This is a genomic window from Roseibium sp. AS2 (assembly GCF_038900065.1).
Taxonomy (GTDB): domain Bacteria; phylum Pseudomonadota; class Alphaproteobacteria; order Rhizobiales; family Stappiaceae; genus Roseibium.
In genome coordinates, this window is record NZ_JBBMQN010000002.1 from 258,087 (window position 1) to 270,368 (window position 12,282).

Sequence of the window (12,282 nt, forward strand, 5' to 3'; positions counted from 1 at the left end):
TGCCGTGATCAGGTCACGATTGCCGTCATTCCTACTGAAAGGTCGATGATGCGTATCACCAGCAACAAACCCATTACCGGTGTGCAGGGGAAAGGCGCAAAGAAGAAGGCTTCCGCGGGAGCGGACCAGTTCGCGCCGGACATGGGTGCAGAAGTTGCACACTCGTCACAGACCGCGGGCGGGGCGGCGATCCAGGGCATGGATGCGCTGCTGGCCCTGCAGGAAGTGGATGAACGCGCCGAACGCCGTTCCCGGGCCACGCGGCATGGCCACTCGCTGCTCGACACGCTGGAGTCGGTGAAGACCGATCTGCTGGCAGGCCAGGTCTCCGAGGACCGGCTGGAACTGCTCGCCAGTCAGGTTGCGAGCCGTCCGCCGAGCGGTGACCAACAGATCGATTCGGTGCTGGAAGAGATCGAATTGCGGGTCAAAGTCGAATTGGCCAAGCTCGGCCGATTCACGGACTGACAGGTGTGCGAAACGGCTCAATTTTGCCGTGAAATCGTTTGAAATTTACGCAAGGCTCTGAAAGATATGGGTTTTCCAATCTGCCTTTTTTAATAAATGAACCGTTGTAGGCTGACGGAACCGGCTATATATTGCGCCCGGCATAACGGGAATCCGGAGCTATCGATGTCGGTTGAAATTGAGTCTGAATATCGACCCTCAGAAGACGAGCCGTTCATGAATGACGGGCAGCGCGAATATTTTCGAAACAAGCTGCTTGCCTGGAAAGACGAGATCCTGAAAGAGAGCAAGGAAACGCTCACAAATCTTCAGGAAGAAAACACCAATCATCCCGACTTCGCGGACCGCGCGTCGTCAGAAACGGACCGCTCCATCGAGTTGCGGGCCAGGGATCGTCAGCGCAAGCTGATCTCCAAGATCGATGACGCCCTGGAGCGTATTGCGGACGGAAGTTACGGGTACTGCGAAGAGACCGGTGAGCCGATCTCTCTCAGACGCCTCGAGGCCCGTCCGATCGCGACCTTGTCGATCGAAGCCCAGGAGGCGCATGAGCGCCGGGAAAAAGTGTACCGGGACGACTGACTTCCAGAAAACGGCCTGTTTGCCGCTTGCTCGGCGAACCTGAACTCCTTTCAAAACCTTCCCTGTCAGGGAAGGTTTCAGACTGCTGACAAACTCAATTTCGTCATTCCGGCCGGTCTGCAGCGCAGCTGCATGGCCAGAGCCGGAACCCAGCGAGTACTTCGCGCCGCAGGCGCGTCTTTGATAATGACTTCAAATGTTTGGATTGCTCCGGTGCTCGCCTTCGCTCGCGCTGATGCGCTAGGTTCCGGATCAGCGCGCAGCTTCGCTGCACTTGTCCGGAATGACCAATTGGGAGTTTGTCAGCAGTCTGAAACCCCCGGCTAACGCCAGGGGTATGTCAGCAGTCTGGCCTTCCCTGTCAGGGAAGGTTTTTTGTTTTCTGCAGCTCTGACCTTTGCCGGGACCGTGTGGTCAAAGGGTGATCCGGTATTGCGCGAAGCCGTCCGCGCCGTCGCCGGCCGGTTCGATCCGCACGCCCTTCACGGATGCGGCATGCTCCGCGCCGCCCGGGCCGGTTTCGAACAGCACTGTGGCGCCGGTGACAGGACGGAAGGTCCAGTTGGCATCTGCGGACGGGTTGATCGTGCCCTGGTCCACGATGTAGCGGACCAGAACGTCCCGGTTGGTGTCGGGCCCGACAAAAACCACGACATCGTCGGTGATGCCAGGGAAATTTCCACCGCCCCCGGCCCGGTAGTTGTTGGTGGCCACCACGAAGGTCTGGTCGGGATCGAGCGGCGCGCCGTTGAACGCCAGATTGACGATGCGGCTGGCCTCGGGATTGACCAGGTCGCCCTTCGGGTCGAACTTGGACGGCTGGGTGAGGTCGATCTCATAGGTGATGCCGTCGATGACGTCGAAATTGTAACTGGGGAAGTCCGGACTGATCAGCGGCTGGTCGGCCTTGCCCGGTTCCACCTGCAAAAAGATGCCTGCGGAGCGTTCGAGCCAGTCCTTGACGGTGCTGCCCTTGATGGCGACCGCGCGCACCGTGTTGGGGTAGAGATAAAGATCCGCGACGTTCCGGATGGCAACATCTCCGACTGGCACGTCGGTGTAATAGTCCGGACCGCCGCGTCCACCTGCCTTGAAAGGCGCGGCAGCGGACAGCACCGGCAGGCCTTCCCATTCGGTGCCCTTGAGCATCTGTTCGATGTACCAGATCTGTGCCCTGGAGACGATCTGGACGCTGGGATCATCGGCGACCAGCGCGAAATAGGAATGCAGCGGTGCCGAGGTCTTGCCGACCGGACGGCGCACATAGGCAAGCGTTGCCTCGTGATCTTCCCGCACGGCGTCGAGCACATCCTGCTGGCTGTCCACGAGCGGCGTGACCGTGCGGCCTTCCTTTTCATAGATTGGCCTGGCTTCGGTCATGAAGTTGGCGACGCGCCAGCCGTTGCCGTCGCGCTCGACCATGAGGTCGATCACCCCGAGATGGGAGCCCCAGAAACCGCCCATGGCGGCGGGTTTGCCGAACAAGGTTCCCTTCTGGCTGTCGACGCCCGGCAGGCCTTCATAGGCCGGACCGGGGAACACCAGATGCTGGTGGCCGGTGAAGACCGCGTCGATGCCCTCGACCGCCGCCAGGTGCAGGGACGCATTCTCCATGCCGTCGGTGGCGCTGCCGGCGTCGATACCCGAATGGGACAGCGCGACCACCAGATCACAGCCCTGTTCGCGCATTTCAGGCACGAATGCCTTTGCCGCATCGACAATGTCGCGGGTGTTGGCGCTGCCTTCCAGGTGGCGGCGGTCCCAGCTCATGATCTGCGGCGGAACGAAGCCGATGAAGCCGATCCGGAGGGGATGGCTGTTGCCGGCGCCGTCGGTGACCTGCCTGTCGAGGATCACGTAGGGCTTCAGGAACAGGGAATCCTGGCGGGCGTTGCCGGCGAGCGTGGTGCCCTTGACCAGATTTGCGCAGACAACCGGGAATTTGGCGCCGGACAGGACCTTCATCATGAAGTCCAGACCGTAGTTGAATTCGTGGTTGCCAAGGGTGGCGGCGTCGAAATTCAGGACATTCATGCCCTTGATGACCGGGTGGACGTCGCCTTCGCGCAGGCCGCGCTCATAGGCGACAAAGTCGCCCATCGGATTGCCTTGCAGAAAATCGCCGTTGTCAACGAGAACCGAATTGGTGGCCTCGTCGCGGATCTGCCGTATCAGCGTGGCCGTGCGGGCAAGACCCGCCGTGTCGACCGGGCGGTCGCCGTAGTAGTCGTAGGGAAACACATGAACGTGGAGGTCGGTCGTTTCCATCAACCGGATGTGTGCGGTGCCGTCGCTCGCAAGCACGGAATAAGGATGAAGGGCCGCGGCAAGGCCGGTCGCGGCGGCTCCCGTCAGCAGGCCGCGGCGCGAGAGGGATACGTCTTTCAAGATGGACATGACAGTGCTCCTGTTCGGCTGCGGCCGCGTGTTCTCGCGGGGCGGCGTCCCCGTAGGGCGCATGCCTTGCTGACGCATGCCATACTGACGCAGGGATTTTGCGCCGCCGCGATTGCAACCGTATGACGGATCAGGCTGCCTGAGCGGCAGATATTGTCAAGTCTGAACGTCCACCTCAGCCGCCGATCTTGGCCGCCATGACCGAGATCGCCTTCACGTAGACGCCTGCCTTGTTCCACTTCTGCAGGACCTTGTAGTTCGCGGTGCCCGGTGCCCAGCCCTGACCCCGGCGCCAGCCGTGTTTGGCAAGGTAGTTTGCGGTTGAGGCGAGCACATCCGGGATGGAGCGGATCAGGTCACGGCGGCCGTTGCGGTCGTAGTCGACAGCGTATTTGACGTAGGACGAGGCCAGAAACTGGGTCTGGCCGATTTCGCCGGCCCAGGCTCCCTTCATCTCGGCGGGCGTCATGTCCCGGCGCTGCACGATGATCAGGGCGTTGACCAGCTCGTTGGTGAAAAACCTGGCGCGGCGGCAGTCATAGGCCAGCGTGGCCAGCGACTGAAGCACCGGCATGTTGCCGGAAAAGCTGCCGTAATTGGTCTCCAGGCCCCAGATCGACAGGATTACCGGAGCAGGAACGCCGTATTTGCGCTCGATGCTCTTGAAGATCCGGCCATAGGTCTTGCCGAGCTTCTGCCCGCGCCGGATCATGGCGTTGTTGACGCGTTTTGCGTAGAACTGCTCGAAACTCAGCTTGAAGGATTTCTGGTTGCGGTCCAGCCGGACCACCTTCGGATTGTAGCGGACATCCTTCAGGGCCCGCTGCACCACCCGTTGCTTCAGGCCGTGCTGCGCGGATCCGGCAATGAATGCCTGTTTCCATGCCTCGAACCCGGCCGGGCCGTTGCCGCAGCTCGCGCTCCATGCCGGCGTTGCGGCCAGGAGGAAGACACCGAAGATGAGAAAGATGGAACCGCGCATGAAATCCTCGCTGAATCGGAATTAACCCTTGGGCATTCTAGCTCAAAACAGCCCGTCGTCATCCCGACAGGAAAAAGAAGGTTCCGGACCGGATGCACGCCGGATACTGGCGGGGGACACCGGGTCGGCAGGTTGCAACCGGAAACCGACGATGGCACCTGGCTGGTTAAGGCTCACGGCTCGTGCCGTATGAAGCGCGAATGGCTCGGAGCATCGGAGCGCAGGCGGCCCCGGTCGAAATCGTCATCGGCGTTGAAATTCAGGCGCGGCAGGGCGTCGTAACGGGCGATGGTGTCGTGATGGCCGGCAAGTTCCGCCCTCAGCCGGGTTTCCAGATCGTGCCTGGCGGTACCCTTGTGGTAGCCATGCACGCCGTGGATGAGCCTCGGCGTCAAGACGTCAAATCCGAGGTAGCGAAAGGTGTAGGCGAGGGGCCAGAGCAGCATCTGGATATCGCCTTCCTTGCCGTTGTGGGCACTTTCCGCCTGTCTCGATCCCGTGGTCGCGCAGAACAGGACGGATTTGCTGCGGAAGCGGCCGGTGTCGAACCGGTTGTCGGTGTCGTGCAGCCCGCCGTTGACGAGAACCCGTTCGCACCAGCCCTTGAGCATGGCCGGCGGCGCGAACCACCAGACCGGGAAATGGACAATGATCCGGTCGGCGGCGCGGACCTTGTCGATTTCGTCTTGCACGGCCTCCGGCAGGCAGCCCGCTTCTGACGCCGCCTGCTGGGTCCTGAGCACGTCATATGGCGTGCTCACGCTGTCTGCCGGGTAATGAGACGACCGTTCGGCGGGGTCAAAGCCCTGGCCATAGAGATCGGACCAGAGCACTGCGTCACCCAGGGAACTGCAGCTCGTGTCCGTCTGTTTCGCCCAGGAGGCATTGAAGGAGTCCGGGGCAGGGTGCACGAGCACGATCAGGGTTGTGGTCACGGTTTTCCGCCTTCTGCGTCCCTGGCATCCACCAGGCCCGGGGATACTCCCGACTGCGACCGAGAGCCAAACAAGAGAACGGGCACGACGCTCGGGGAGCGAGACGTCGTGCCCGTCATCAGCCGGAACCGGTGAGACTTCTAGAACATGCCACCGGTTCCGGCCGGGGGACTTTAAACCTGCATTGCTCTGTCCTTTTAGAACGGCAGCAGGATATCGAGTACCTGGTTGCCGACACGCGGCTGCTGAACATCCGTGATCTGGCCGCGCCCGCCATAGCCGATCCTGGCTTCGGCGATCTGTTCGCTGGCGATGCGGTTGTTCGCGGTGATGTCTTCCGGCCGGACGATGCCGGCGACGATCAGTTCGCGGACTTCGAAGTTCACACGGACTTCCTGGCGGCCCTCGATCACCATGTTGCCGTTGGGCAGGACCTGGGTGACGACCGCGGCCACGGTGGTCTGCAGGCTTTCTGTTCGGTCGACGCTGCCGGATCCCTGGAAGTTGGAGTTGCTGTTGGTGTTGGCGATATCGCTGGCGGCCGCGCTTGCGGGCATGAAGATCGTGTCGATGGCGGTGCCGAGAGCTCCGCCGACACCCGCGCCGCTGCTTTCGGACCGGCTGCGTTCGGTGTCGTTCTCGAATTCGGCCTGGTCGTCGATGGTGACGACGACCGTCAGGATGTCACCGACCTGGCTGGCGCGCTGGTCCTTGAAGAAGGCCCGACTGCCCGACTGCCACAGGGAATTGGGGTTGTAGTGCGCCTGCTGGGGTTCGGGCATGGGCATCTGGACCGGACGGTATCCCGGTGTCGTGGTCGGGTCCTGGATGGCGTTCAGGGCCGGCTGCTGGCCGACATTGGCGAGTTTGTCGGCGGTGCCGCAACCGGCGACGAGGGCGGAAAGCGCGATGCTTGCCAGCAGATTTCTGGAAACGGATCTCAGCATTAGTTTGTCTCGCTGTTCAAGCTTGCAACAACTGGATTGGCGGCATGAACGCGTACCCGGCCGCGGGAGGTGACAATCGCCGGGACGATGCGCCGGGACTGCAGGTTCATGACATCGATGACGTCGCCCTTGGCACCGTCATCCATGGCCTGGGCACGGGAAGTCAGTTTCATTCCCGACATCAGGTATGTGACCGTGACCTTTTCACTGCGCTGGATCAGGATGGGGCGCTGGAAGTCCTTGCGCGCCAGGGGGGCATTGGCCCGAATGTTCGTCCGCGCCTGTTTGCCGACCACGTCGTCCGGATCCGTCAACGCGCCTGCCGGCACCTTGCTGCGGGCCATGCGGATGACGTCCAGATTCTCTTCCTTCAGAATGTCGCCGCGTCGCAAGGGCTGCGTTACGGCAACCACGTCGATCATTTCCGTGGCGACACCCGACAGGATCAGCGGCTGGGTTCCGATTTCCACCGCGACCGTGGCGTGGAGCGTGAAATGGCCACTGTTCCGGGACCATTCGATCCGGTCGATCCGGATAGGGTCGTGCACCTTGGGGTCCGCAAGCACCTGGTCGGGGGCCTGCAGCAACCGGATGTCGAGCCTGTCGGGATCCAGTCCGGCGTTGCGGTCCGCAAGCGATGTGCGCACCAGGCCTGCGAGCTGGTCGCGGTTGAGCCGGGTGGCGCCCCGGAAGACAACGACGGTCCGCAGGCCGTCGGTGCCTGCCGCTGTCAGACCCGCGGCCCTGGCCCGTTCGGCGACCAGATTGGCGGGGACATTGCCGGAGGTGCCCATGTCCGGGGACCTGAACAGCGCTTTGGAGGCGAGCAGGCCCGTGTTGGAGTAGAAATCGCCGATGGTCACGATATCGGACAGTGTCATGACCTGAGAGCGCAGCACAGGGCGCTCTTCCGCCAGAGCCAGGGAGGCGGAGATGCCCACCAGCAGCAGGCCGGTCACGGCTTTCAGCAGGTGTTTCATCATGGTGTCAGCCTTCCCGTCTTAGCGGAGGTTGGTGGTTGTCGAGTACATCTCGTCAGCGGCCTGGATGATCTGGGAATTCATCTCGTAGGCGCGCTGGGCCGAGATCAGGTCGGCGATCTCGGTCACGGCATCGACATTGGCCATTTCGAGGAAATACTGCTGCAGGGAGCCGAAACCGTCATCCCCCGGGTTGCTGCTTTCAGGCGCGCCGCTGGCGTCGGTTTCAAGGAAAAGATTGTCGCCGATCGCTTCAAGGCCTGCCTTGTTCACAAACCGGGCCAGCTGGATCTGTCCGAGCTGGACGGTGTTGCCGCCCACGTCGACACCCTGAACGACGCCCGTATTGGAGATCGTGATATCCTGCGCGGTTTCCGGGATCGTGATGCCGGGAACGACGGCATATCCGTCAACGGTCACGAGCTGGCCGTCGGCATCCCGCTCGAACGATCCGTCGCGGGTGTAACCGGTGTTGCCGTCCGGCAGGTCGATCTGGAAAAAACCCTCGCCGCGGACGGCAAGGTCGAGATTCTTGCCGGTCTGTTCGAGAGACCCCTGGGACATGATGCGGGTCGTCGAGGCAATCTTGACGCCGGAGCCGATCTGGATGCCGGTCGGAACGATCGTGCCCGCGTCGGATGTCTCCGTGCCCATGCGCCTCAGGTTCTGGTAGAGCAGGTCCTGAAAATCGGCGCGCTGCTTCTTGAAACCCGTCGTGCGCATGTTGGCGACGTTGTTCGAAATGACTTCGACGTTCAGTTCCTGGGCTTTCATGCCCGTGGCGGCAATGTGGAGTGCTTTCATCGTATTCTTCCCTGATGCCGGTTAGGCCTGAAACTTGCCGAGTGTGGAGATGGCTTGCTGGCGAAGCTCGTCCAGATCCTTGACCACCTTGGAGGTCGCGTCATAGGCGCGGGTGACCTCGATCAGGCGGGTGACCTCGGTGACCCCGTAGACGTTGGAGCCTTCAATGGCGCCCTGCACAAGTCGCACCTGTGCGGCCGGTTGGGGGTTCTCTCCGCGAAACATTGTATCGCCGATTTTTTCCAGGGTGCGGACGTCCTCGAAGTCGACGACCTTGATCTTTCCGCGAATGCCCTGCTCCGTGGCGATGGTGCCGTCGCCGGCGATCTCGACACGACCGTCCTCGACGGTGAAGGAGATCGGCCCCCCCTCGGTCATGACTGGGCGGCCATCGGCGGAAATGAGCTGTCCGGTTGAGTCAAGCTGGAAGGCGCCGCTGCGCGTATAAGCTTCCGTGCCGTCTTCCAGCTGAACCGCGAAAAACCCTTCGCTGTTGAGCGAGAGATCGAATTCATTGTTGGTGAGTTTCACGGGACCATGCGTGAAGTCGGTCCTGGTCGTGAACATGTCCACATAGGAAATCTTGCGATCTGGCTGCTCGAAAGCAGTGCCGTCGGCGACCGGCATCACGTATTCCGCGAAATGCATATTCTGCGACTTGAAGCCGGATGTGTTGATGTTCGCCATGTTGTTGGCGATGACATCCAGATGATTCCGCAAAATCGATTGCCTCGATAAGGCGACTAGTTGTGCGTTCTCCATGGCGAACGGTTCCCTTCATGCTCCCCGACGAGCCGGTCGATCTCCCCAGATCCACGGGCTCGGTATGGTTAATGCACGAGGCGTGCCAGTTTATAAATCCTTGGGAAATGTGGGTAAAACGCGAAAGGGGAGGGTGCGTGCGGCAAGAGATTCCGGCAGAAGTTAACCGGTTGGCAATTTTTGCCCGGTGACTCGCGTTAATGGCCTGGTAACCTTTCGTTAACCATTAACACTTTAGTAACAAATGGCGCGCGCGAGCGCCTGGCTGGATGCGGAGTGCCGAATGACAGACGAAAATGCCGCAGCCGACGATGACGGCGACGACGCGGAAAAAGCTGCCGGTGGCGGCAAGAAGAAGATGATCCTGTTCGGCGGTATCGGGCTGGTTCTTCTGCTCGTTGTCGGCGGGGCGGTCTATTACTTCTTCCTGATGGGCGGCGGTGATCCAGCACCGGTTCCCGGGGACCCGCAGGCGGCCCAGGAAGTCCAGAAACCGGTGATGTTCTACGATCTGCCGGAAATGACGGTCAATCTGGCGACGGACGGGCGCACCACCTACCTCAAGGTCAGGATTGCGCTGGAAGTCGAAAATCGCGCGATGATCGATCAGATCCAGCCGTATCTGCCGAGAATTCTGGATGCGTTCCAGATCTATCTGCGCGAGTTGCGCCCCGCGGACCTGGAAGGGTCTGCCGGTCTGTTCCGTCTGAAGGAAGAATTGCTCAGGCGGATCAATCTGTCGGTTTATCCGGCGAAGGTTGAAGGGGTGCTGTTCAAGGAAATCCTTGTTCAGTGAATAGATAAATGGCTGATACCGAAGAAGACGATCTGTCCGAAGAGGACATGGCCGACGCCTGGGGTGCCGCCCTTGCGGAGCAGGGTGCCGCCGGCGAAGAAGACGACGATCTCGCGGCCGCCTGGGGCGCTGCTCTGGAGGAGCAAGGCGCCGGCGGTTCCGACGATATGGCGGCTCAATGGGCCGCGATGATCGACGACAGCGAGCCGGATCTGGAAAACGCGACACGTGGCGCCGATCGCGTCCTCAACCAGGAGGAAATCGATAACCTCCTGGGGTTCAATATCGAGGACACGATCGCAGGCGACCAGAGCGGTATCCGCGCGCTGATCAACTCGGCGATGGTTTCCTATGAACGTCTGCCGATGCTGGAAATCGTCTTCGACCGGCTTGTCCGGCTGACGACGACCTCCCTGCGCAATTTCACGTCGGACAACGTGGAAGTCTCGCTGGATTCCATCAGTTCGGTCCGTTTCGGCGACTATCTGAATTCCATCCCCCTGCCGGCCATTCTCGGTGTCTTCAAGGCCGAGGAATGGGACGGATTCGGACTGATCACGGTTGAATCGAGTCTGATCTATTCGATCATCGACGTTCTGCTGGGCGGGGGGCGCGGCACCTCTGCCGTGCGCGTGGAAGGCCGCCCCTACACGACCATCGAGACCGGTCTGGTGCAGCAGATGGTTGCGCTGATCCTTCAGGACGCCGAGCAGGCCTTCGCGCCGCTGTCGCCGGTGCATTTCAATCTGGAACGTCTCGAGACCAATCCGCGTTTCGCGGCGATTTCCCGTCCGGCCAACGCGGCCATTCTCGTTGAACTGCGCATCGATATGGAAGATCGCGGCGGTTCAGTCGAGATCATGATGCCCTATGCGACGCTGGAGCCGATCCGCGATCTGCTGCTGCAGATGTTCATGGGCGAGAAGTTCGGCCGCGACCCGATCTGGGAAGGGCACCTGGCGTCCGAGATCCATGCCGCGGAAATCGAGATAGATGCCGTGCTGCACGAAACCTATCTGCCGCTCGGCCGGGTCCTCAGCCTGGATGTCGGCCAGACCCTCGTCTTCGACGTGGCTCCGAGCGATCCCGTGCTGATCAAGTGCGGCAATGTCCCCCTGAGTGAGGGCACGCTCGGAAAGGTGGAGGATTCCATCGCCATTCGTGTCGCAAAGAACCTGCGCAAGCCCAAAATGACCCTGGCCGCCTTCGAGCGCGCCATGCAGAATGAGATGGACTCATCATGAGCACACTGCCACTCGGAATGATCATTGAAGGCCTGGTCGCAGTGCTGCTGCTGATCACCATTTGCTACTGCTGGATTCTGAACCGCAGGCTGCAGCGGTTGCGCGCGGACGAGCAGGTGCTCAGGGCAACCATTTCCGAACTGATGACGGCAACGGAAATCGCGGAGCGGGCCATCCTCGGCCTGAAGACGACGGCCGCGGACGTGGACAAGACCCTCGGCAGCCGTCTTAAGCAAGCGGAAACCATGTCCCACAAACTTGCTGAACACGTCGGCGAAGGTGAGAAAGTCTTTACCAGAATAACGCAGATTGCGGAGGCAGCCCGCTCGGCAGGGCCGCTTCGCGAGCCCGCGCCGCGGAGCGACGCCTATGCGGTTCAGCCTGCTGCGGACCCGAATCACTACGCGCCGCAGCCGCCTGCCGTGGAGCCGGAACGCCGGCGGGCCACGCGTGCGTCCGACATTCGCAGCGCTGCCGCTGAAGCGACCGCGCGTCTGGAACAATTCCGCAAACGCAATGGTGCTGCTGCATGAACTTGAGACTTTTGCCATTGCTGGGAATTTCGGCGAGCGCGCTGCTCGCCCTGAAGCTGCTGGGCCTGACACTCGGGCCCGATGGCAGCCAGATTTCCATCAATGGCGCGGTCGCGCAGGAAACAGCCGCCGGCGATGCCGCGGAAGCCGCGGACCCGGCCATGGAGCCCGGGGGACCGCCTCCGCCGCCACCGCCGGGAGGAGGTGATCTGCCGGACCAGCCGGTCTTGCCGGACAGCCTGGAAATAGGCGGGTCTGCCGCGGAGCGGGCGGTGCTGCAGAGCCTCGGCAAGCGCCGCGAGTCCTTGCAGCAACAGGAAGGTCAGCTCGACCTGCGAGAAAAGCTTCTTCAGGCGACCGAAGAGCGCATCAAGCAGCAGGTCGAGGAACTGAAGAAGCTCGAAGGACGGATCGAGGCGGCGGTCGAAGCGAAGAAGAAGCAGGAAGAAGACGAAATCGCCGGCCTGGTGACCATGTACGAAAACATGAAACCGAAGGACGCCGCGCGGATCTTCGACAGGTTGAGCCTGCCGATCCTGCTGAAAGTCGTCCGCCAGATGAAGCCGCGCAAGATGGCGGATGTTCTGGCCAGAATGTCTCCCGAGGCCGCGGAGAGGCTGACCGTCGCGATCGCCACCAACGCGTCCGCGCCGATCGCACCGGCTCAGCCCGTGCAGGCGCGGGCGCCGGGCCAGGACACGCTGCCGAAAATCCCGTCAAACTGAGCGGTTCCGGCGGATTTACGAAGTTGGCGTAAGGGCACGTTAACAAGACCTGACTAACAATATCGCGTTGGCGTCATCCGAGGACTGAACACCTTGCCAGGACCGTTCCTGACATATCAGAAGATCT

General features: G+C 61.6%; 13 protein-coding genes. 6 read left to right on the top strand and 7 right to left on the bottom strand.

Annotated features, from left to right (window positions below):
• Positions 1-45 precede the first annotated feature (45 nt).
• Entirely contained in the window at positions 46-468 is a 423-nt protein-coding gene (locus tag WNZ15_RS06200; protein WP_342892086.1) for a flagellar assembly protein FliX, read from the top strand.
• Positions 469-633: 165 nt separating this feature from the next.
• Positions 634-1,050, top strand: a complete 417-nt coding sequence (gene dksA, locus WNZ15_RS06205; RefSeq protein ID WP_342892087.1) for an RNA polymerase-binding protein DksA — start codon at positions 634-636, stop codon at positions 1,048-1,050.
• 414 nt (positions 1,051-1,464) lie between these two features.
• Here the strand turns inward: dksA and WNZ15_RS06210 are convergent, their stop codons facing one another.
• The 7 genes from WNZ15_RS06210 to flgF all read right to left on the bottom strand — a co-directional run bounded on the left by WNZ15_RS06210 (position 1,465) and on the right by flgF (position 8,857).
• Positions 1,465-3,447, bottom strand: a complete 1,983-nt coding sequence (locus WNZ15_RS06210; RefSeq protein ID WP_342892088.1) for a bifunctional 2',3'-cyclic-nucleotide 2'-phosphodiesterase/3'-nucleotidase — start codon at positions 3,445-3,447, stop codon at positions 1,465-1,467.
• A gap of 175 nt (positions 3,448-3,622) precedes the next feature.
• On the bottom strand, positions 3,623-4,429 hold the full coding sequence (locus WNZ15_RS06215) for a lytic murein transglycosylase (protein WP_342892089.1): 807 nt from the start codon (positions 4,427-4,429) through the stop codon (positions 3,623-3,625).
• 173 nt (positions 4,430-4,602) lie between these two features.
• Positions 4,603-5,364 carry an NAD(P)H-dependent oxidoreductase gene (locus tag WNZ15_RS06220; RefSeq protein ID WP_342892090.1) on the bottom strand — a complete coding sequence of 254 codons (762 nt, stop codon included), beginning with the start codon at positions 5,362-5,364 and terminating at the stop codon, positions 4,603-4,605.
• 197 nt (positions 5,365-5,561) lie between these two features.
• On the bottom strand, positions 5,562-6,311 hold the full coding sequence (gene flgH / locus WNZ15_RS06225; protein WP_342892091.1) for a flagellar basal body L-ring protein FlgH: 750 nt from the start codon (positions 6,309-6,311) through the stop codon (positions 5,562-5,564).
• Positions 6,311-7,294 carry a flagellar basal body P-ring formation chaperone FlgA gene (gene flgA / locus WNZ15_RS06230; protein ID WP_342892092.1) on the bottom strand — a complete coding sequence of 328 codons (984 nt, stop codon included), beginning with the start codon at positions 7,292-7,294 and terminating at the stop codon, positions 6,311-6,313. Before flgA ends, flgH begins: the two co-directional genes overlap by 1 nt.
• An 18-nt stretch (positions 7,295-7,312) precedes the next feature.
• Positions 7,313-8,095, bottom strand: a complete 783-nt coding sequence (gene flgG / locus WNZ15_RS06235; RefSeq protein WP_342892093.1) for a flagellar basal-body rod protein FlgG — start codon at positions 8,093-8,095, stop codon at positions 7,313-7,315.
• A 21-nt stretch (positions 8,096-8,116) separates the two neighbouring features.
• Positions 8,117-8,857: a flagellar basal-body rod protein FlgF gene (flgF, locus tag WNZ15_RS06240; RefSeq protein WP_342892094.1), complete on the bottom strand. Its 741-nt coding sequence runs from the start codon at positions 8,855-8,857 to the stop codon at positions 8,117-8,119.
• A gap of 283 nt (positions 8,858-9,140) precedes the next feature.
• Between flgF and WNZ15_RS06245 the strand changes: the two genes are divergently transcribed.
• The 4 genes from WNZ15_RS06245 to WNZ15_RS06260 are packed head-to-tail and all read left to right on the top strand — an operon-like array spanning position 9,141 to position 12,155.
• Positions 9,141-9,653, top strand: coding sequence for a flagellar basal body-associated FliL family protein (locus WNZ15_RS06245; RefSeq protein WP_342892095.1), 513 nt, complete (start codon positions 9,141-9,143; stop codon positions 9,651-9,653).
• A gap of 8 nt (positions 9,654-9,661) precedes the next feature.
• Positions 9,662-10,897, top strand: coding sequence for a flagellar motor switch protein FliM (gene fliM, locus WNZ15_RS06250; protein WP_342892096.1), 1,236 nt, complete (start codon positions 9,662-9,664; stop codon positions 10,895-10,897).
• Positions 10,894-11,430, top strand: a complete 537-nt coding sequence (locus WNZ15_RS06255; RefSeq protein ID WP_342892097.1) for a DUF6468 domain-containing protein — start codon at positions 10,894-10,896, stop codon at positions 11,428-11,430. The genes fliM and WNZ15_RS06255 overlap by 4 nt, the downstream gene beginning before the upstream one ends.
• Positions 11,427-12,155, top strand: a complete 729-nt coding sequence (locus tag WNZ15_RS06260; protein WP_342892098.1) for a hypothetical protein — start codon at positions 11,427-11,429, stop codon at positions 12,153-12,155. Before WNZ15_RS06255 ends, WNZ15_RS06260 begins: the two co-directional genes overlap by 4 nt.
• The last annotated feature ends 127 nt before the right edge of the window (positions 12,156-12,282 follow it).